This is a genomic window from Streptomyces sp. NPDC006368 (assembly GCF_040612535.1).
In the GTDB taxonomy this organism is placed as follows: Bacteria; Actinomycetota; Actinomycetes; order Streptomycetales; family Streptomycetaceae; genus Streptomyces.
This window is the reverse complement of the sequence record NZ_JBEXQK010000013.1, coordinates 41,169-62,925: the sequence shown is the minus strand read 5'-3', so window position 1 is coordinate 62,925 and position 21,757 is coordinate 41,169. Positions and strand designations below refer to the sequence as shown.

The window sequence follows — 21,757 nt, the reverse complement described above, 5'->3', positions numbered from 1 at the left end:
ACTTCACGTGATGCGCGGCACGACACGGCACGACACAACACGCGACATCACGGCACAGGGGGTCCGAGTGAGCAGTGCGGGAGCCATTCACCGACTGGTGGTCTTCGGGGACGCCTGCGGCTCCGGGACGCTGGGCATCGACGCGAAGAAGCGGATGCGCGCCGCCATGTACGCGGCGTTCGGCGAGGCGTACGCCGCCATCGGCGTCGAGCCCGGCGCGGTCCACCAGGAGGACCGCGGGGACGGCATCCTCGGCGCGCTCAACCCCGACGTGCCGCCGACCCTCGTCGTCGGCCGGTGGATCGACACGCTCTACGAGAGCGTGCGCGAACACAACGCCGGCAGGGACCAGCGGCTGCGGCTGCGGGTCGGCATGAACGCCGGCCTCGTCCTCGACGACGGCAAGGGGCTCGTGGGCCGCGCGGTGGACCTGGCCTGCCGGCTGTGCGACAGCCCGACCGCCAAGGGGGTCATGGCCACGGCCGGGGACGCCGACCTCCTGGTGGTCGTCTCCGAGTGGTTGTACGACAACGTCGTCTCCGAGGGCGGCCGTTACGTGGAACCCGGTCACTACCGCCGGGCCCGCGTCCACCACAAGGAGACCGACGAAGCCGCCTGGTTCCACATCCCCAGGTGGCCGGCGCCGCCGCTCGACGGCGACAGCGGCGACAGCCGCCGCGACCCGGGCGAGGACGGCGGCGACCGGCCGACCCGGACCGGTGGCGGTGGACCGAGGACGGGGGACGGCCCACCGCCACCCACGGCCGGACCGGCGGCGAGCGGCCCGTCCGCCGGTCCGGCACCCACCCGCCGGTACACCGCCCAGGGAGACCTGCAGGTGTTCGAACGCAACACGATCCACGGCGGCTTCACCGGCATCCGCAAGGACCGCGACGGGGGAGAGAGCGCATGAGCGACCAGGACGACGCCCCGCAGCAGGCGGACAGGCCCGACGAACCCAAGGAGCAGGCACCGCCCCCCGGCTCCGACAAGCCCGCCCCTGACGCCACGGACACACCGCCGCCCGAGGCCAACCCCTTCGACCAGGCCGGCCGCAACCCCCTCGGCGCCTCCGGCGGCACCGGCGGCGCCGGGACCGCCCACGCCGCCCGCCGCACCTTCGCGCGCCAGTACGACTTCCACGGCGACGGCCAGGTCTACGAAGGCAACACCTTCATCAGCCAGTTCGGCATCGACACCGGGCCACCCGTGGTCCGGGGAGCCGTCCCCCAGGACACCCTGGAACGCCTCACCGAGGTGTACTGCGAGACATCCGGCTACCAGCGGATGAAGCACCTCCTGCGCACCAACGGCCTGCTCGTGCTCTGCGGCGAGCCCGGCAGCGGTCGCACCGCCACGGCCCTCGCCCTGCTGTCCGAACTCAGCGGCGACAAGGTCACCCGCCTCGACCCGTCCACCGTCGTCCACGAGATCGACCCCGACGCCGGGTGCGGCCACCTCCTGGAACTGCCGCCCGACGACGACAGCCCCTCCGACCACGACCGGCGCCACCGCGGCGACCTCCGCGACACGCCCGCCCGGCGCCCGAGCCGCCTCACCGAACTCCACCTCGACGGCCTCAGCGACCGGCTGCGCGCCAAGGGCGCGTACGGCATCGTCCTCGTCCAGAGCGGCGACCTGGCCGACCGGCTGTCCCAGGGACGGTACGCCGTGTACTGCGCGCCGCCGCCCCAGGCCGAGGTGCTCCACCGCCACCTGCGCGTCCTGCTGCGCGGCGAGCCCGACGGCGCGCTCGCCGGCGCCCGCGCGCTCGCCGTGCGCGAGGACGTCACCCGGGCCCTCGGCCTCGACGAGCTCCGCCCCCGCGAGGCCGCCCGCCTCGCCGAGCAGCTCGCCCGCCACCAGCGCGGCGAACTCACCGACGAGCAACTGCTGGAGTCGTGCGGCACGTTCGTCCGCGCCCAGGCGCGCGCCTGGTTCGCGGGCGCCGACCGGCCCGGCACACTGCCCGAGGCGCGGACGGCGATCGGCGCCGCCGCGTTCCGGATCGCCGTGGCCGTCTTCAACCGCTCCGCGTACAGCCTGACCGCCGAGGCCGCCGAGCAGCTCGCCTGGGAGCTGGCCGTCACCCTCGACCCCGAACGGCCCGTCGGGCGCCGCCTGTTCGGCAGCCACGCCGAGGACCGGCCCGTCGTCGCCCGGTCCGTACTGGAGGACGGCGAGATCGACCTCGGCGCGGCGCGCGTCCCCGTACGGACCATCCGCTTCCAGGGCGAGGCCCTGGCCACCGCCGTGCTCCGCGAGGTCTGGCACGGCTACCACAACGCGCGCGGCCCGCTCTCGCGCTGGCTGCGGTCCCTGTGCGACGACCCGCGCCCCGAGGTGTGGGTGCGCGCCTCCATCGCCGCCGGGGTGCTGTGCTCCTGGGACTGGATCTATGGGTTCGGCGAGCTCGTGCGGCCGATGGCCGCCGTCGACAACCCCGTACCGAGGATGGCCGCCGCCACCGCCCTCGCCGAGGCCGCCCGCGACCCCAAGGTGCAGCCGGCCGTCGTCGCGCTGCTGAAGGAGTGGGCGAAGAGCGACGACGGCGCGCTCGTCGAAACGGCGGTCCTCGCCCACGGCTACGCCCTGCCCGCCGGGTCGGTACGCGCCTCCGTCGACGCGCTCGGCGCGGTGGTGCGGGGCGGTGGCGCCCGCGAACCCGACGTGCTCGGCACGGCGTCGTTCAGCGTGATGCGGCTGCTCGCCACCGACGAGCCGCACACCGTCACCGCGCGGATGGACGACTGGCTGCGGGACGGACGCCGCGAACTCGTCGACCTCGTCCTGCTGTCCGTGATCGGCACGCTGACGATGCGCACGACGCACCTGTGGGGCCTGACCGAGGTGTCCGGCCTCGAACCGCACGGCTCCCGGCCGCTGCTCGTGGCGCTCCTCGCCACCCGCCCCCACCTCGCGCCCGAGCTGGCCGTGATGGTCCGCCGCGCGCTGTCCACCGCCCGCTCCGGCGCACCGGCCCTCGACGGGCTCGGCAGCCTGCTGCGGCGCGCCGCCAAGGACGCCGAGGCGCTGCGGCTGGTGTGCGGGTTCCTGCCGCTGCTGGCCGAAGGGCCGAGGGACCGCGACCGGTTGCGCGGCCTGCTGAAGGACCTCGTACGCGACCGGGACCGACCACTGGACAAGACCGCGGCCGGCCGCATGTGGGACGCCGTGGCGGAAGGAGCACAGCGATGAACGCCGGACCCGGACCCGGACCCGCCGGCCGGATGCCCGGTCAGCAGGGCGAGTCGCGGCCCAGGGGCCCGCTGCTGCGGGAGTGCCCGCCGCCGTACAAGCGCCACAGCGGCCAGCTCGCCGCCGTCCTGCTCTACCGCAACGGCGGCCACAGCGTGCTGTGGCCCGAGCGCCGCGAGGACCACCGCAAACCGCTGATCGGCGGGCCCTACACCGTCTTCGAGGTGCTGCTCGGCCGTAACGTCACCAAGTTCGACCTCTCCCTGCCCGCGTCCGGCGACGGCGTCTTCTTCGACGTAGCGGTGAGCGTCCAGTGGGAGGTCGTGGACCCCTTCCTGGTCGCCACCCAGCGGGTCTGGGACGTGGCCGAACTGCTGCGCGACGACCTCCTCGACGGGCTGCGGGCGGTCTCCCGCCGGTTCGGCCTCACCGAGGCGCAGGGCGCCGATGAGGCCGTACGGGACGAACTGCGCGACGGGCGGCTGGTCCTGGGGCGCGACCTCGGCCTGCGGACCCGCGTCCTGGTCTTCTTCGACCTCGACAAGGACGTCAAGACCAAGGTCGGCGAGGCCGACCGGACGCTGGTCGAGATGGGCGTGGACCAGCGCAGGGCCGCGGCGGAACGCCGCAAGGACGCCTACGCCCGGGAGCTGGTGGCCGAACGGGCCCGCGAGCTGGAAGGGCTGCTGCGGCAGGGCGAGATCACGCAGATCGCCCACCACATGGCGGCCAATCCCGACAAGCAGTGGCAGATCCGCCGGGAGCTGCTCCAGGAGAAGCGGGAGGGCCAGGCCGACTTCCTCGCCGTGTTCAACCGGCTCATCGACACCGGTGTCCTGGAGCGCCACGACATCGACGACACGATGCTCCAGGTGCTGGAGCACCTGCGCGAGAGCACCGGCGGTGTACTGGGCGGGGTCGCCGACCGGGTCCTGCCGCCCGCGCGACCGCGAGGGCCGCGCCGCGCGCTGGAAGCGGCCGACACCCACCAGGCCTCCGGGGCACGGGACCGCCGGGACCGCCCGGACTCCCGGGACGACCGGGAGGCGCAGGACGTCCGCGGCTCACGGGACCACCGGGACCCGCGGCAGGACCGGAACCCGGGGCCCCACGCGGACTCGTGGGATCCCCCGGACCCCTGGGAGACCGCCGCCGACGACGCCCCGCGGCGCCGCGAGCCGATCCGTCCGCCCTGGGAGGACGACCCCGACCCGGCGCGGGACCCCGGCCCGGCGCGGGACCCCGATCGGGGGCAGGGCTCCGACGACCAGGTCTACGAACCGACCCGCGTCGAGTCCGCCTCCGAGCGGAGCCGCGACAGGAACAGGCCCGCCGGGCCGGCCCGCCCCAGCGCCGACTTCGACGACTGGGACGACGAATGAGCGGACCCGCCGCGCCCCCCGACCCGGCCGACGTCCGCTTCATGGCGGAGCGTCTCCTGGTCACCGTCCGCGAGGACATCGGCAGGGCCGATACGAAGGCGGCGATCCTCCTCTCCGGGGCGATCGCCTTCCTCGCCGTGCTCTTCTCCCGCGACGGCGCCCCGCTGCCCACGGACGGCCCCGGGCTCGCCCTGGTCGTGTCGGGCGGCGCGCTGTGGGGCGCCGGGGTGCTGATGCTCGTCGCGGTCGTCATGCCGCGCACCAGGATCGGCGCCGAGCGCACCCTGCTGCGCGACCTGTCCGCCGGCGCCCCGGTGGACGCCCTGCTGGACCGGCTGAACGCCTCGGGCGAGGACACCACCGGCTGGCTCCTGGACCAGGCGAGCGTGCACGGAGCCGTGCTCGCCGCCAAATACCGGTGGCTGCGGATGGGTGTCTGTTCCCTGGCACTCGGCGCGCTGCTGGCCCTCTTCAGTGGACTGTGGTGAGAGACGATGCACTTGAGTACGCCGAGAACGACGGCGGGCGCGCTGACAGCGGTGATGACGCTGCTCGCGCTGGCCCTCCCCCTCAACCCGGGCGCCGCCGCCGAGACGCCCGAAGGGCCCGACCCCATCGACTTCGCCATCGTCGTCGACCAGTCCAAGAGCCTCCCGGACGAGGACCTGGCCCGCGAGGTGGAGGCCGCCGCCCTGCTCAGCCAGGGTGAGATCTCCGAACGCTCCCGCGCCACCGTCATCGGCTTCGGCAGCTCGGAGAAGCCCGGCCAGTCCCCGGTGCGCGAGGTGTGCGCCCCGACGGTCGCCGACGCCGCCGGCCGCCAGCGCCTCAGCGACTGCGTCCAGCAGTTGTCCCGCCGCGACCCCGCCCGCACCGGACCCGGCACCGACTTCCCGGCCGCCATTCGCCAGGCCGTCGACCGGCTCACGGAGAAGGGCACCCCCGGGCAGTCCACCGGGACCGGGACGGACAGCGGGGCGGGGGCCGGGGCGGACACCGGCGCGGGAGCCGGGACGGGGACCCCGGGGACCACCCCCAAGGTCGTCTTCCTCCTCACCGACGGCAAGCTGGACGTCAGCGACAGCCCCGAATACGGCCCCGACGCCGCCAGCAGGCAGGCCAACGGCGCCAAGCGGCTGGCCGACGAACTGGCCCGCGCCCGCCGCGAGTCCGTACAGATCTGGCCGCTCGGCTTCGGCAGCGGCATCGACCGCAAGGCGCTCACCGCCATGGCCGAGGGCGGCTACCGCGGCGGCTGCGCCGACCTGCCCGCCGCCACACCGAAGATGCGGGTGGTGGAGAGCTCCGCCGAGATCGACACGGCCCTCCAGGAGACGTTCGCCGCCGCCCGCTGCGCCCAGTTCGTGCCGGGCACCTCCGGCAAGCCGCCCACCGACCTGACCGTGACCATCCCGCCCATCGCCACCGACGGCTCCATCACCGTCAGCAAGCACGACCCCAAGGTGACGGTCACCTACTACGACCCGCGCGGCCGCAAGGTCCCCACCCACGGCGACTTCGACGGCTCCAGTTTCGAAGTCAGCGGCCAGGACGGCCCCGTCGAGGCGCTGCGCGTCAAGAACCCGCTGCCCGGACTGTGGCGGGCCCGCGTCGAGGCCCCCGAGGGCCACCGCGACCGGGAGGTCGCCGTCCGTGCCATCTGGCAGGGCCGGCTGCGCTCCACCGTCACCCTCGACCCCGCCTCGCCGAGGGCCGGTGAGAAGGCGGTCGTGGAGGTACGGATGCAGACCCGCCGCGGCGTCGTCATCACCGACCCGCGCCTGCTCGCCGGCGTCAAGGTCTCGGCCCGGCTCGCCGGCGCCGGGTTCACCCCCGTCACCGTGCCCCTCGCCGACGACGGCCGCGCCCCGGACCGTACGGCGAGGGACGTCCGCTTCACCGGCACCGTCACCGTGCCCGCCACGGCCACCGGCGCCCTGGAGCTCACCACCATCATGTCCGCGCCCGGCGTCACCTCCGACCACCGCCCCCTGCACGCCGGCACCAGCCCCGCCGCCCCGCTGCTCACCGCCGGACTGACCGTTGAACGGGCCACCGTGCACCCCGGCGCCACCCTCCACGGCACCCTGTCCGTCACCAACAACGACAGCGGACCGCACACCCTGCGCCTCGCCCTCGACGACCAGGCGCCCGGCTCCGAACTGCGGATCAGCCCGGCGACCGTCCGGGTCGACCCGGGCAAGCGGGAGAGCGTCCCCTTCACCGTCACGCTCGGCGCGGGCACCCCGCTCGGCGAGGTCGGCGGCCGGATCACGGTCGTCGACACCGGCGACGGCGGCACCGGCGACGACGGGCTGACGCTGGACAGTTCGTTCCTGGAGGTACGGGTCGAGGCACCGCCCACCTGGTGGGACCGCTGGTGGGGCGCCGTGTACGGCGGGGCCGCCGCCGCGCTGCTCCTCGGTGCCTTCCTGGTGCTGCGGCTCGCGGCGCGCCGCAAGCGCCGCGACCTCGCCGGCGTACAGCTGGAGCTCGCCAAGGACGGGCAGCCGCTGGACGCCCTGAGCGTGCGCGCCGGCCAGAGCCCGGGCGGCGAGTACCACTTCACGGTGGAGGAGGTACGGGGCGCCGCGCCCGCCCTGCGGCGCGCCACGTCCGGGGCGTCCGGGGCACACCGGCTGCGCCGCACCGGCGGCGGGGCGCTGTACCTGCGGACGCACCGGGGCCGGGAGCACCCCGTGCGGCCCGGTGAACCGGTCGGCCTCGCCGACGGCCTCGAACTCGTCGTACGCGACCGCGGGACGGCGGGCGCGACGGCCCGGCCCCGTTCGGAGCGGGACACCACGCGGCGGGACACCACGAGCGGTGGCTGGCGGGAGCGCGTCCGCGGTGTGCGCCCCGGACAGCGCCGCACCGCGCGGTCCGACGGAGCCGGCCGGCCCGACCGCTCCGGCGCGGCCGATCGGCCCGGCCGGGGCGAGGAGGCGGAGCCGCGGCGGTCGTGGTCCAGGCCGTCCGACGACGGCGACCGCGGGGAGCGGACCGCGGGCGCCGGCCGGTGGGACCCCAACTTCTGACCCTGATCGTCCCCATGGGAGACGCAATGAAGATCTACCAGCCCATGCTCTTCGTCGGCCTGGGCGGCACCGGCGGACGGATCGGCACCGAGCTCGAACGCGGCCTGCGCCGGGAGCTGTGCGGCCCCGACGGCACCAAGCTGGTCGACGGAGGTCGCCGCGTACCCTTCCAGCTGCCCGACTGCCTGCAGTTCGTGTACGCGGACTTCAGCGAGTCCGAGCTGCTGCGCCAGCCGCAGTTCAGCGCGAAGGGCCCCGAGGCCGCCGCGTACGCCCGCACCTCCCGCATGGTGCGCGACCTGCTGCCCGGCGACTACGACAGCTCCCCGGAGGTGACCCGCATGCTGCGGGTCGCCCTGCACGAGGAGACCCACGACTGGCTGCCGCCCCAGACGCGCCAGCCCCGGGTCGCCCCCCTCCACAACGGCGCGGGCCAGCTCCCGACCGTCGGCCGCGCGGCCCTCTTCGCCACCCTGCGCAGCGGCGCGGACCCGGTGCTGCGCCAGCTGCGCGCCGCCATCGGCGCCATCGGCAACTCCGCGGGCGACCTGCAACGGGTGGGCGGCGGCCGGATCCGCGGCTGCGACGTCTTCGTCGCGTTCTCCGTGGCGGGCGGCACCGGCGCCGGCATCTTCTACGACTTCATCCACCTCATCGGGCACGAGTTCCGCAAATCCAAGGTGCCCGGGGTGAAGATCTACCCGTTGGTCGTCATGCCCTCCGCCTTCCCGCCCGAGGCGGGCGGCGGACGCGAGGCCGAACTGAACTCGGCGCGCGCCCTGGTGGACCTCTCCCGCCTGGTCGACGACCAGAACGTGCCGGACGCCCAGGACGACATGGGCGACGTCCAGCAGCGCGGCCGGATCAGCGTGCGCTACCCGGTCGACGGCGTCGTCGCGCTGCGCCCGTCCACCGTCCAGACCGCGTTCCTCTTCAGCAAGCCGTCCGTCATCCGCACCGAGGACCTGCGCCGCTCCATCACCGCCATGGTCATGTCCCTCATCGGTACGGAGCTGAGCGACGACGGCGGCCAGCACAGCGGGCGCAGCGAGGACGACTACCAGTCGTTCGCGGCCGGGTTCATCAACAAGAGCGTCGAACGCTCGACCCCGGCCCGCTCCGGCATCGGCTACCGCGGCATGTCCACGTCCCTCGCCGCCTCCCTCACCGTGCCCGTCGACGACCTCGCGGAGATCGTCGCCGCCCGGCTCCTCGCCCACGCCGTGCGCGGCATGGACGAGCGGGCCCGCCGCCCCGTGAAGGACGCCCCGGACCGGGTCCGGGAGCTCTTCGAACGCTCCGGCATCGGCCCCCTGTGGACCAGGGAGGCCCCTGACATCCCGCCGCCCGAGCAGCTGCCCAAGGGCTCCAAGGCCATCAGCCAGGCCCTCCGCGACCGCCTCGGCGACATGGACGACGGGCTGCGCCGCCTCGAACGGGAGCTGACCCGCGAGGTGCCGCGCCTCATCGACGACTTCAAACCCGGGGCGGCGGCCCGCCAACTCCTCGGCACCGTCGGCCCGTTCCAGCTCGAAGCGCTCCTCGCCGGACTGCCCGGCCACCCGCAGCGGATCGGCGAGGCCGGCTTCGCCGGCATGCTCGACAACCGCCGCAACGACCCCGAGCGCCCCGAGCACATCCAGCTCTCCCCACCCCAGGTGCCCCGCGTCAAGGGCGGCGCCGGGGGTCTCGTGCCCGCCCGCTGGACCGACCCGGACGTCCGGGACGCCCTGGCCGAACAGGACGAGTGGTACCACTGGCGTGCCAAGGCCCTGTGGCACCGCGCCTGGGCCGCCGGCGAGTCCCAGTGGCGCTCTCCCCTCAGCCGCGTCATGAAGGAGGTCGGCGAACTCGCCCGCGCCCTGCGCGCCCACGAGGAGGACGAGGGCAAGCTCTTCGCCGACCGCCGCCGCGAGCTGTACCGCGACGACCGCACCGGCGTCTCCTACCTCCTGCCCCCGCAGAACAGCCTGCGCGCCTTCTACGACGACGTCCTCGGCCGGCTCGTCCAGAGCGAGGGCCTCCCGGAGAACGCCGACCCCGCGCTCCTGCTCACCAAGCTGATCCGCGCGGAGGACTGGCGCAACGCGCTGGAAGCCGTACGCCGCTCCCCGGGCGCGGCGGTCAAGGAGATCAAGCAGGTCGTCGAGCGGCGCGTCAAGAGGCTGTTCGGCGAGGCGAACGACGTGCTCCACGAGCGGCCCCTGCTGCCGTCCATGGCGCTGCTGCTGCGGGCGGCGGCCGGCGACGAGACGGCCGCGAACAAGGTGGACGGCCGCTGGCTGGACCAGTTCCGCGCACAGCTCGCCGGACTCCTGCCGGTCGGGTTCGTCCCCGACGGCCACGGCCCGCTGAAGGTCCTCATCGCCCACCCGGAGAGCGAATCCGACGGCCGGGCCGCGAACTACCTCGCGCAGGAGCTCAACCTGCCGCCCAAGGCCGCCCAGGAGTTCCGGGCCGTCGACACCGAGTCCATCACCGTCGTCCTCTTCCGCAGCGGCATGAACCTCACCGACATCTCCGAGGTGCGCCAGGTCCTCCAGCTGTGGTCCGAGGCGCGCGACGCGGCGGGCGTGGACGACTTCCTGCACTGGCGCCAGCGGCTCGGCCACCGGGACGACTGGCTGGTCAGCACCGAGGACGACCGCCGGCGCATCCTGCACCGCATCCTGTGCGCCATGTGGAACGGCCGCGTCGACCACGAGGGCTCCGCCGCCTCGCCCGACCTGATCCGCATCCGCCTCCAGGAGGGCGAGTCGGCCACCATGACCCTGCGCCTGGAGCCCTTCGACGGCGCCCTGTCCAGCTGGGCCGGGCTGCTGCGCGCGTACGAACGCTGGGCGCTGCTCGACGAGGGCCAGATCATCGAGGACTTCTGCGAACGGCTCATGCAGACCCAGCCGACCGGGCTGTCCACCACCCCGGTCAGCCCCTCCCCGCTCTTCCTCACCTTCGTCGAGCAGGTCGCGCCCCGGCAGCTCCAGCGGCTCGACGAGCTCTCCGGCCGGTACGGGGAGGAGGACGAGGAGTGGCTGGAACCGCTGCGGCAGTTCTGGGACCGCACCCTCCCCGGCGCCCTCGACATGCGCTTCCCCGGCGCCACCCGCCCCACCCGGCCCACGCTGCGGGCCCTGCACCAGCGGTACGCGCGCGAGGCGGCCGAGCCCCGGCACGAGGCGGTACCGGAGCCGGGCCGCACCTCGGCACCCGGCCCCGTGCCGGAACCGCGCCGCGAGGCCCTCCGGGAGCCGTCCGGGTCATCCGGGTCATCCGCGTCATCTGCTTCGTCCCGGCCGTCCGGGTCCGCCTACCCGTGGGACATGGACGGTGAGGAGGCGTGAACCCCGGTGTGACCCCGCACTACCGCCTGCCCACCCACGCGGTCTGCCTCGACCTGCGCGCCGACGGCCCGCGCGGCACCGATCCGCCCGGGCGCCTGCCCGCCGCCGTGCGCGCCGCCCTGGACGAGCCGCAGGCCGGGGACGAGCGGCGGTTCCTCGTCATCGACCACGCCGACCGCCTGGTCGGCCACCAACTGCTGTACGAACAGCTATACTCCTACGGTCCGGCCCAGGTGATCTGCCTGGCGCTCGGCGGAACCGGGGCCGCTCAGGGCGACCGTACGCTGCGCCGGCCGCTCACGCTGCGCCCGCCGGCCGCCGGGGTGCTCTGGCTGCTCGACGTCCTCGGCGACCCGGACGTGGCGCTGCGCCCGCTGGTCGAACTGCTCGCCGCGCCCGATGTGTTCGACGCCGTCCTGGGCGCGCTCGCGGAGGTCGTGCACGGTGTCGCGGTACCGGCCGTACGGGTCCTGGAGCACGACCTCACCGACGAGGCCAGGACCAGGACGTGGAAGCAGGCGCTCGACAGCCTCGTCGGCCAGGAGGTCCTCGCCGCCGGCACCACGGGGCCGGGCGACGGACTGCCCGCCGAACTGGCCGTCCTGCTCGACGAGTCGGTACCGGGCGGCGTCGGCGGCCACCGCTGGCTCGTACCCGCCGGCCGGGCCGCCGCACGGCGCCGCGCGTGCGACGACGCGCTGCGCGACGCCGAAGCCGGGTACGGGGAGGTGCGCGGCGTGGCCGGGCTCCTGGGAGCCGCCGGGACCCGGCACACCGACCTGCCGGGCCGCCTCGAACACCTCGCCCGGGCGCTGGAGGGGTACCACGGCACGATCGCGGGGGCGCTCTCCGTCGTCACCGGTGTGCGGCTCACGCCCGAGCACCGTGGCCGGTTGCTGGAGCGTGGCATCGAGCTGCCGGAGCTGCCCGAGGTCTCCCGCGCCGGGGTCGTACCCGGCCTGCGGGACTTCACCGAGAGACTGATCGAGCAGCGGCTGCCGCTGCGTTCGGCGGCGGCGCGGCTCGCCGCCCTGTCCGACCGGTCCGCCCCGGCCGGCAGCGCCGCGCGGCTCGCCCGCCTCGACGAGGTCTGCGACAGCGCCTACCTGAACCATCTGGCGCGGCCGTTGTTCTTCCGCGCCGGTGGCCGGCGCGCGGTGGGCGCGGCGCTCGCGGGTGCGGCGGCGTTCGTCGCCGGGCTGTGGCCGGGGCCCGGCTGGGTGCTCGGCCCCGCGACGGGGCTCGTGGCCGCCGTGCTCGCCGCACTGATGCTGCGCCACCGCCCGAACCGGACGCCCGACGGGCGGCTCGACGGCGGTGGCGGCACGGGCGCGGCACCCCGGCTGTTCGGCGGCCTCCTGGGCGGTGTCGCGGGGGCGGCCACCGGGGCGGCGCTGTCCCTGCCCGCCTGGGCCGGGGCCGGCGCCGCGCTGCTCGCGCTCGTCGCGGTGGCCGCCGTGGCGGTACGGGACTGGCGGCGCGCCGTGGACGACTGGTGGCGGAAGACGGACGCCGCGTACGCGCTGCGGATCGTCACGGGGATGGACCGGGTCCTCGTCGAGACCGCCGTGCACGACTGGCTGTTCGCCGACGCGCGCCGCCACTGCTCGGACGGCGCACGGGCGGTGTCCCTGCTGCTGCGCGCCATGGCGTCGACCGCCGAGGCGTACGGCGACGGAGGCGGGGACAGGGAGGGTGACGGCGACGGCCGGACGACGACGGCACGGGAGACACCGGCCCCGCGGGGCCCGCGACACGACCCCCTGCGGGAGCCGTGGCCCGAGCCCTGGCAGGACCCCCGGCCGGAGCCCCGGCGGGAGGCCGAATCGCCGGCCTGGAGCTGGGACGGCTGGAGCGACAGCGCCTCCGACGACGGCTGGCTCGACGCCGTCCGGTCGACGGCCACGGACCCGGTGCCGACGGCCACCGACCCGGTGGCGCGGAGCACCGACCCGATGGCGCCGAGCACCGACCCGATGGCGACGGCCGCCGCGTCACCCACTGCCGCGTCACCCACCGCCGCGCCGTCCACAGCCTCGGAGTCCACCGCCCGGCCGCTGCCCGAGTCGTCGGCCGAAGAGCCCATCCCGGACGGCCCGCCCGGCCACGGGTACGACAAGGAGCCCGCCGACCCGCCGTGGCTGGAGCGACAGCGCGGCGACGGCGGCCCCGCCCTCGTCGACACCCTCGTCGCGGACCTGGCGGCGGGTGCCGGCCGGATCCTCGCGCGCTGCTGGGCGGGCGTCGAGCGCGACCCGGTGAGCGCGGGCCGCACCCCTCTGGACGGCCCCGTGCGCGACCTGCTCGACGAGGCCCGCACCCGCCTCCTGCGCGACGCCGCCGCATCCCCGCCGCCGTACGATCCGCGTCCGGAACTGCGGCCCGACGCGGCCCGGTTGATCGGCGTCACCCCCGACCGCGTGGTGGCGCTGCTCACCCGGGGAGGCGACACCGACCGGCCCCTACCCCTCTGCGGCCCGCAGCACCGGCGGCTGCTGTCCGGTGACCCGGCCGCCGTACGCCAGGTGCGCTTCGTCCCGGAGTCGGTCCGGCGTGGCGCCGAGCGCGACGAGCACCGCGACGGCAGGGCCGTCACCGGCGAGGACGTGGTGTGGACGCCCGTCGGACGGCACGCCGGGGTCCTGCGCCTGGTCCCGTTGCGCGCCGACATCGTCCGCACCGTCAGGGCAGAAGCAGAGGCAGAGGAGCACGGCGCCCCATGACAGCCACCAAGCCGTCCGACGTCCACGACGAGCTGGAGTTCTTCACCCACACCGAGGACCCGGTCCGCTTCGCCGCCCGCTTCGGCTCCGACCACCGGCCCCCGGGGCGGCCCGGGTTGCTGGCGCGCGGGGTCACCCTCGGCGCCGGCTGGCCCGTGCTCCAGTACCGGCTGCCCGCGTCGGGACAGCGCGACCCGCACGCGTACGCAGCGCTCGAACGGGAGGTCGCGGCGGCCGTCGCCCTGGAACGCCGGTACGGCGGCGAGCGCTTCGGCGAGGTGTTCACCCGCCTGATCGGTTTCGACCTGGAGGCGACGGAGCCGTTCATCCTCTACCGGGTGCCGGACGGCGAACCCATCGGCACCCTGAGCGGCGCGCTCGGCGTCGACGAGCAGCACCAGGTCATCGTCCAGCTCGCCCTCGCCGTACGGCTGCTGGAGGCCGCCGGGCTGGTGCACCGCGCCATCACCCCGGACACCGTCCGCTGGGACGGCACCCATGTGCGGCTGTCCGAGCCGTACGCCGCCCAGCGCCACGGCGAGCCGAGGGAGGCGTTCGGGACGGCCCCGTGGGCGTCGCCCGAGCAGCGCGAGGGCACCGGCACGGCCGATTCGCGCGACGATCTGTGGTCCGCCGCGCAACTGGTCTACTTCCTGCTCTCCGGGCGGCCGGACAAGGGCGTGGGCCCGCCCGCCGACCTGCGCGACTTCCGGCGGCTGGCCGCCCTGGACCACGGCGGCGCCTTCGCGCCCGAGGCCGGCCGGCGGCCGGCGCCGACGGAGCTGATGCGGCTGCTCAACGTGCCCGACCCGCTGGCCGGCGCCCCGACCGCCGCCGACCCACTGAGCCGGGCCCGCGCGGAGTTCGACGCCCACCTCGCGCGCAAGCGCGCCGGGTCGGCCCCGGACCGCACCCCGGTGGAGGACCCGCCGGCCCGCCCCCGGTGGCGCCGCCGCACCCCGGAGCCGGTTCCGGAGCCGCCGCCCGCGTCCGCCGTCGAACGCCTCTGCCCGCACTGCCTCCTGCCCGTCACCTTCGACGACACCCGGCTCGTCACCATCGACCCCAAGGGCGACCGCGTCCCGCTGGACCTCAGCGCCGAACACCGCCCGGCGCACCGGCAGGACGCGCTGCGCCAGGCGTTCCAGATCTGTCCGCACGCGGACGGCGAGCACACGCATGAGCTTCCCGTCCCGTACCTCACCAACGGCAGGCCGCTGTCCATCGCCCTCGTCGGCAGCTCCGCCGTCGGCAAGACGCACCTGCTCGCCGCGATGCTGGGCGAGGTGGAGCAGGGCGCCCTGGTGCCGTACGGGCTGAAGTGCCTGCCCCTCAACCCCGAGACCCACCGCACGTTCCTGCGCGAGCGGGTGCAGAGCCTGCAGCAGGGCAGGCAGCTCGGGCGCACCGGCCAGCAGACGTTCGCCCGCTTCGCCGACGGGCTGCTCGTCTCGTCCGGGTCCGGGCGCGGACAGACCCGGCCGGTGGTCTTCTTCGACCTGGCGGGCGAGGACCTGGCACAGGACGGCGAAGTGACCCGGTTCCTGATGGGCGTCGACGCCTTCATCTTCGTACTGGATCCGCTGCGCGCGCTGCGCATGCCGTCCCTCGACCCGGTGCGCGAGCGCAACCGGTTGCGCCGCCGCGACCTGGGGGACGAGGCGTTCACCACGGTGCTCAACCGGATTCCCCGCCAGGGCCCCTACATCACCGCGCCGGCGGCGGTCGCCGTCAACAAGAGCGACCTCGTGCGGTTCGAACCGGCCGTGGACCGCTGGCTGGGGAGCGCGCTGCCCCCGGTGTACGACCCGGAGGCGGTCCGCGCGGAGAGCCGTGACGTGTACGCGTTCGTGGCGCACTACGCCGGCCCGGCCTGGCTGAAGCCGTTCGACGAATGCGGGAACTGCACGCTGCACTTCGTCGCGGCGACCGGCGGCCAGGCGAAGGGCGATCACTTCCCGCACGGCGTCAGGCCGCGCCGGGTGCTGGCGCCGCTGCTGTCGATCTTCGCGATGTGCGGGCTCCTGCCGGGGGCGGAGCCGGGAGGAGTGGGAGCCTGATGAACCGGCACGAGAGCATGGACGGGCACGGCGACGCCGACCGGTACGAGGACCCGGGCCGGTACGGCAACGCCGATCCCCGCGGGCGTGACGACCGGCGCGGCGACGACGACCGGCACGGGAACACCGTGGACCAGATCGTCTTCCGCTGGGACGCCGACAACGCCTCGGGGGGCTTCGGCCCCGTGGCGTGGTCGCGCAGCGCGGAGATGGCCGACGCCGTCTTCCGCCACACGGGCGCGCTGCTGCGCCCCACCGGTCAGGACACCGAACCGGCGCTGCTGCGGCTCCAGTACGGAGACAGCGTCCTGCTGGTGCACCGGTCGCCGTGGCGTGACGCGGGCGGGCGGGCGAGCACCCTGTGCCACGCGCTCGTCGGCGCGGCGGAGCTGCTCGACCCGGTCACCTGTCTGGGGCTGCACGCCTGGTGCTGGAAGGGCAGCAAGCTGCCGCCGGACGTGCGCGGGACGCTTCCCACGGTCCCCGGGGGCGCGCTGTGGCCCACGGCGGTGGAGGGGCAACTGGTGCTGGCGCGCACCCTGCCACGGGCGCGGGACGAGCTGACCGGCGCGGTCGCCGAGTTCCTGCGCCACCCCGAGGCACGGTTCACCCTGCTCGACCCGTCGGGCGGCGAGAGGGCCCACCGGGTGCTGTGGGGCCTGCACGGCATCTTCGGCGGATACGTCGAGAAGGGCTGGACGTTCGCCACGCACGACACGGCCGAGACGGACGACGTCCGGTTCGTCTTCCTGAGCCGCTGGGCGGGCGCGCCGTACGGCAACGGCGCCCGCCGGCGCGTGAACCCGCTGGAGCGGCTCGGCGACCGGGCCGACGAGGTCGCGCACCGGCTGGTCCGGCGCCATCTGCGGGACGTCCAGGAGGACGGCGGGCAGGGGTACGAGGTGAGCACCATGCTCCAGGCGGTCGCGGCCGAGCGTCGCCCCGGAGCCCTGGTCGACGTCGCGGAGCGCGCCCTGGCCGCGCTGGAGGCCGACGCCCGCCCGGCCGTCCGGCAGGTCCGCGTCCCCGCGGAGACGGCCGATCCGCCGCCGCCCGCGAACCCCCCGGTGAGCCCGCCCCTGAGCCCACCGCTCACTCCGGCGTCCCCCGCCTCGTACGCACATCCCGCACCGGAGCACGAACCGTCCGATGCCCCGTCAGCCGCCCCCGAATGGCCCGTACCGCGCGGCCGATCGCGCGCTCTGCGGCGGCGCGTCCGGCGCCCCAGGGAGCGGCGCCCCGGCCGGCTGCTCGACGCCGTGTCCGACCCGTACGAGCCGGTGCCACGGGACGTGCTCGCGGCGGCCCCGGACGCCGACGTGCTGCGCGCGCTGCGCAAGCCGGTCCACTACGAGGTGCTCACCCAGCTGATCGAGGAGGCCGCCGAGCGGTGGCCGTCCTGGAACCGTGAGACGCGCACCCGGCTGTGCGTCGTCCTCCTCGACCGGGAACTGTTCCTCACCGACCGCTCGGTGGCCCTCGGCGACCCCGGCGGCGATGTCCGTGCCGCCAACGCGGCGTCCCTCTACCGGTGGGCGATCCGTCCGCTGCTGGGCGACCCTCGGATCGCCGACCGGCTGGCCGTGCTGCTGCCCCGGCTGAGCACCGGCCCGCTGCGGTCCGCCCGGGCGGCCGTCCGGCGCATCGTGGAGAGCGACGAGCCGCGCCTGCCCGAAGCGGCGTGGCAGGCGCTGTTGATGGCGGCGTACCGGGAGGGGCCGCCGGTGAAGGGCCGTGCGCAGCCCTCCGCCACGCCCGCACCGGCCGGATCCCCCTCCCCGGTCCGCGCCGAGCCCCGCACCGCACCTCACGCCGAGCCCCGCACCCCGGCCCGCCCCGCCGCCGGGCACGAGCCGCACCGGCCACACGAGCCGCACCAGCAGGCGCAGGACGGCCGCCTCATTCTCATCGCCCTCAGCGCCGCCTTCGTGATCCTCCTGCTGGCGCTGATCGCCCTGTTGGCGATGTGACGGCGACGGCGGGGGCGCGCGGAGCGTCCGGCTCGGCCAGGATGGGGGCATGGGATTCCATGTCGACTCCGAGACCGGGCGGCTTCGCCGCGTCATCCTGCACCGGCCCGACCTGGAGCTGAAGCGGCTGACGCCCAGCAACAAGGAAGGGCTCCTCTTCGACGACGTGCTGTGGGTGCGGCGGGCACGTCAGGAACACGACGGGTTCGCCGATGTGCTGCGGGACCGGGGCGTCCAGGTGCATCTCTTCGGCGATCTGCTGCGCGAGGCGATGGACATGCCGGCGGCCAGGAAGCTGGTCCTGGACCGGGTCTTCGACGAGAAGGAGTACGGTCCGCTCGCCACGGACCATCTGCGGGCCGTCTTCGACGCGATGGAGACGGGCCGGCTGGTCGAGGCACTGGTGGGCGGGATGACGAAGCGCGAGTTCCTGGCGGGCCACTCGGAGCCGACCTCCGTCCGCTTCCACGTGATGGACCTGGACGACTTCCTGCTCCCGCCGCTGCCCAATCACCTCTTCACCCGGGACACCTCCGCCTGGATCTACGACGGGGTGGCCATCAACGCCATGGCCTACCCCGCCCGGCAGCGCGAGACGGTCCATTTCGAGGCGATCTACAAGCACCACCCGCTGTTCACCGGCCCCGAGGCGGGGTCCTTCCACCTCTGGTCGGAGGGGCAGGACGACTATCCGTCCACCATCGAGGGCGGGGACGTGCTCGTCCTCGGCAATGGCGCGGTGCTGATCGGGATGAGCGAGCGGACCACCCCGCAGGCGGTCGAGATGCTGGCCCGGGGGATGTTCGCGGCGGGCTCGGCACGGACGATCGTGGCGCTCGACATGCCGAAGCGGCGCGCGTTCATGCACCTGGACACGGTCATGACGATGGTCGCCCCGGACACGTTCACGCAGTACGCGGGGCTCGGCATGCTGCGCTCGTACACCATCGACCCGGGGGACCGGGGCGGCACGCTGAAGGTGTCGGACCACCCGCCCGAGCAGATGCACAGCGCGATAGCGGCGGCGCTCGGCCTGACCGGTATCCGGGTCCTGACGGCGACGCAGGACGTGCACGCGGCGGAGCGTGAGCAGTGGGACGACGGCTGCAACGTCCTGGCGGTGGAGCCGGGCGTGGTCGTCGCGTACGAGCGCAACGTCACCACCAACACGCATCTGCGGCGGGAGGGCATCGAGGTGATCGAGATCCCGGGCAGCGAGCTGGGCCGGGGCCGGGGTGGCCCGCGCTGTATGAGCTGCCCGGTCGAGCGTGACGCCCTCTGAGCCGGGTGACCGTCCTCCGGGCCGGTGCGCCGCCCTCTCTGAATAGACATGCTGGCTCTCGTATAGACTTCCACGGTCCCCCGCACTCGGAACACTCGGATACCAGGAGCGACCCATGGCCACCGACCTCACCGGCCGCCACTTCCTCAAGGAGCTGGACTTCACCGCCGAGGAGTTCCGCGGCCTGATCGATCTGGCCGCGGAACTCAAGGCGGCCAAGAAGGCCGGCACCGAGGTCCAGCGGCTGCGCGGCCGGAACATCGCCCTGATCTTCGAGAAGACCTCCACCCGCACCCGCTGCGCCTTCGAGGTCGCCGCCGCCGACCAGGGCGCCTCGACGACCTACCTGGACCCGTCCGGTTCCCAGATCGGCCACAAGGAGTCCGTCAAGGACACCGCCAGGGTCCTCGGCCGCATGTTCGACGCCATCGAGTACCGGGGCGACGCCCAGGCCGCCGTCGAGGAGCTCGCCGCCCACGCCGGGGTCCCGGTCTACAACGGCCTCACCGACGACTGGCACCCCACCCAGATGCTCGCCGACGTGCTCACCATGACCGAGCACACCGACAAGCCGCTGGAGAGCGTCGCCTTCGCCTATTTGGGCGACGGCCGCTACAACATGGGCAACTCCTACCTCGTCACCGGCGCCCTGCTGGGCATGGACGTACGGATCGTGGCGCCCAGGGCGTACTGGCCGGCCGACGCCGTCGTGGCACGGGCGCGCGAGCTCGCGGAGCTGAGCGGGGCCCGTGTCACCCTCACCGAGGACGTCGCGGAGGGGGTCCGGGGCGCGGACTTCGTCGCCACCGACGTCTGGGTCTCCATGGGGGAGCCCAAGGAGGTCTGGGACGAGCGGATCGCGGCCCTCGCCCCGTACGCCGTGACCATGGACGTCCTGCGCGCCACCGGCAATCCGCGGGTCAAGTTCCTGCACTGCCTGCCCGCCTTCCACGACCTGGGCACCGTGGTCGGCCGCGAGATCCACGAGCGGCACGGGCTGACCGAGCTGGAGGTCACGGACGAGGTCTTCGAATCCGCGCACTCGGTCGTCTTCGACGAGGCCGAGAACCGGATGCACACCATCAAGGCCGTACTGGTCGCCACGCTGGGATAGTCCCGCGGCCCTGCCGCCGGGGCGCGCGGGCCGCGGTCACGCCGTCGTCCCCAGCGCCGGCAGCGTGAACCAGACCGCCTTGCCCCGCGCGGTGCGGCGGTGCCCGCACGCCGCGCTGAGCGTGCGGATCAGCAGCAGCCCGCGCCCGTGCTCCTGCCACGGGTCGGGCGGGTCGGTCCGGCCGGACGTCAGATCACCGGGCGGCGCCGGGTCGCGGTCGTGCACCTCGACCTGGCAGCCCGACTCCAGCAGCTCCACCACCAGCTCGATCGGCTGGTCCCCGGGGTCGGTGTGGTTCACGGCGTTCGCCACCAGCTCCGCCGTCAGCAGCTCGGCCGTGTCGCTGTCCGCCGACGCCGGCTCGTCCAGGTCGGCGAGCGCCGTCCGCACGAGCGCGCGGGCGATGGGCACGGCGGCCGTACTGTGCGGCAGCGCGATTCGCCAGTAGGAGGGCCCGGAGGCTTCGAGCACGGGTGCGATTCCTCTGTTCGTTGTCCGTTCAGCGGTTCGATGTCGTCCCTTCAACCTTACGGACCGCGACCGGCCGGGCGAGAGGCACCCGTCGTCCCGGGCGTGGACCTGTGCCCCACCTGCTACAGGACGATCGCCGGTTACGGACAGTGTGACGGCGGGAACCCCCCCAGGGGCTCCCTTTTATCGCGCATACGTGACGGGAGTCACGAGGCGGTGATAACTTCGAAGCGCCGGTACGCGGTGGGCCGCCGTCCCAGGGCGTCGGGCAAGGCGTGAGGCCACCGGCCACAGCGGCTCACCCGCCCACAGCTCACCCGCCCCGCCCGCCGAGGGAGGCCGCATCCATGAGCCCGTTCTCCAGCTCCGCGCCGCGCACCGAGGAGTGGCGGCATCTGCGGCTCGCCCTCGACGACGGCGTCGCCACCGTCACCCTCGCCCGCCCCGCCAAGCTCAACGCGCTCACCTTCGGCGCCTACGCCGACCTGCGCGACCTGCTCGCCGAACTCTCCCGGGAACGCGCCGCACGCGCCCTGGTCCTCGCCGGCGAGGGGCGCGGCTTCTGCTCCGGCGGCGACGTCGACGACATCATCGGCGCCACCCTCGCCATGGACACCGCCCAGCTCCTCGACTTCAACCGGATGACCGGCCAGGTCGTACGGGCGCTGCGCGAAGCGCCCTTCCCCGTGATCGCCGCCGTCCACGGGGTCGCCGCGGGGGCCGGCGCCGTGCTCGCGCTCGCGGCGGACTTCCGGATCGCCGACCCCTCCGCCCGGTTCGCGTTCCTCTTCACCAAGGTGGGCCTCTCCGGCGGCGACATGGGCGCGGCCTACCTGCTGCCGCGCGTCGTCGGCCTCGGCCACGCCACCCGGCTGCTGATGCTCGGCGAACCGGTCCGCGCCCCCGAGGCCGAGCGCATCGGCCTGATCAGCGAGCTCACCGAGGAGGGCGGCGCCGACGCCCGCGCCGCCGAACTCGCCCGCCGCCTCGCCGACGGTCCGGCCCTCGCGTACGCCCAAACCAAGGCGCTGCTCACCGCGGAACTGGACATGCCGCTCGCCGCCGCCGTCGAGCTCGACGCCGCCACCCAGGCCCTCCTGATGAACGGCGAGGACTACGCCGAGTTCCACGCCGCCTTCACCGGGAAGCGGCCCCCGAAGTGGCGGGGGAGGTGACCT

Annotated in this window: 13 protein-coding genes; 12 read left to right on the top strand and 1 reads right to left on the bottom strand. The window is 74.8% G+C overall.

The features are described from left to right. The first annotated feature begins 67 nt into the window (after positions 1 to 67). The 11 genes from ABZZ38_RS13040 to argF all read left to right on the top strand — a co-directional run bounded on the left by ABZZ38_RS13040 (position 68) and on the right by argF (position 20,108). Positions 68 to 913, top strand: coding sequence for a hypothetical protein (locus ABZZ38_RS13040; RefSeq protein ID WP_356738804.1), 846 nt, complete (start codon positions 68 to 70; stop codon positions 911 to 913). Beyond that, on the top strand, positions 910 to 3,198 hold the full coding sequence (locus ABZZ38_RS13035) for a hypothetical protein (protein WP_356738803.1): 2,289 nt from the start codon (positions 910 to 912) through the stop codon (positions 3,196 to 3,198). The genes ABZZ38_RS13040 and ABZZ38_RS13035 overlap by 4 nt, the downstream gene beginning before the upstream one ends. Then, complete coding sequence (locus tag ABZZ38_RS13030; RefSeq protein ID WP_356738802.1) at positions 3,195 to 4,580, top strand: hypothetical protein; 1,386 nt, start codon at positions 3,195 to 3,197, stop codon at positions 4,578 to 4,580. The genes ABZZ38_RS13035 and ABZZ38_RS13030 overlap by 4 nt, the downstream gene beginning before the upstream one ends. Further along, a complete protein-coding gene (locus ABZZ38_RS13025) occupies positions 4,577 to 5,068 on the top strand; it encodes a Pycsar system effector family protein (RefSeq protein WP_356738800.1) in 492 nt (163 codons plus the stop codon). The genes ABZZ38_RS13030 and ABZZ38_RS13025 overlap by 4 nt, the downstream gene beginning before the upstream one ends. A gap of 12 nt (positions 5,069 to 5,080) precedes the next feature. Continuing rightward, the gene (locus ABZZ38_RS13020; protein ID WP_356738798.1) at positions 5,081 to 7,618 is read left to right on the top strand and encodes a VWA domain-containing protein; all 2,538 of its coding nucleotides are present in this window, start codon (positions 5,081 to 5,083) and stop codon (positions 7,616 to 7,618) included. A gap of 14 nt (positions 7,619 to 7,632) precedes the next feature. Then, on the top strand, positions 7,633 to 10,959 hold the full coding sequence (locus tag ABZZ38_RS13015; RefSeq protein ID WP_356738796.1) for a tubulin-like doman-containing protein: 3,327 nt from the start codon (positions 7,633 to 7,635) through the stop codon (positions 10,957 to 10,959). Further along, the gene (locus ABZZ38_RS13010; protein WP_356738794.1) at positions 10,956 to 13,682 is read left to right on the top strand and encodes a hypothetical protein; all 2,727 of its coding nucleotides are present in this window, start codon (positions 10,956 to 10,958) and stop codon (positions 13,680 to 13,682) included. The genes ABZZ38_RS13015 and ABZZ38_RS13010 overlap by 4 nt, the downstream gene beginning before the upstream one ends. Next, entirely contained in the window at positions 13,679 to 15,742 is a 2,064-nt protein-coding gene (locus ABZZ38_RS13005; protein ID WP_356738792.1) for a hypothetical protein, read from the top strand. Before ABZZ38_RS13010 ends, ABZZ38_RS13005 begins: the two co-directional genes overlap by 4 nt. Next, positions 15,742 to 17,712, top strand: coding sequence for a hypothetical protein (locus ABZZ38_RS13000; protein WP_356738790.1), 1,971 nt, complete (start codon positions 15,742 to 15,744; stop codon positions 17,710 to 17,712). The genes ABZZ38_RS13005 and ABZZ38_RS13000 overlap by 1 nt, the downstream gene beginning before the upstream one ends. Positions 17,713 to 17,761: 49 nt before the next feature. Further along, on the top strand, positions 17,762 to 18,994 hold the full coding sequence (locus ABZZ38_RS12995; RefSeq protein WP_356738788.1) for an arginine deiminase: 1,233 nt from the start codon (positions 17,762 to 17,764) through the stop codon (positions 18,992 to 18,994). Between the two features lie 115 nt (positions 18,995 to 19,109). Beyond that, a complete protein-coding gene (gene argF, locus ABZZ38_RS12990) occupies positions 19,110 to 20,108 on the top strand; it encodes an ornithine carbamoyltransferase (protein WP_356738786.1) in 999 nt (332 codons plus the stop codon). 36 nt (positions 20,109 to 20,144) lie between these two features. Here the strand turns inward: argF and ABZZ38_RS12985 are convergent, their stop codons facing one another. After that, positions 20,145 to 20,579: an ATP-binding protein gene (locus ABZZ38_RS12985; protein ID WP_356738784.1), complete on the bottom strand. Its 435-nt coding sequence runs from the start codon at positions 20,577 to 20,579 to the stop codon at positions 20,145 to 20,147. A 347-nt stretch (positions 20,580 to 20,926) separates the two neighbouring features. On the opposite strand from ABZZ38_RS12985, the gene ABZZ38_RS12980 reads away from it, so the two are divergent. Beyond that, entirely contained in the window at positions 20,927 to 21,754 is an 828-nt protein-coding gene (locus tag ABZZ38_RS12980; RefSeq protein ID WP_356738782.1) for an enoyl-CoA hydratase family protein, read from the top strand. The last annotated feature ends 3 nt before the right edge of the window (positions 21,755 to 21,757 follow it).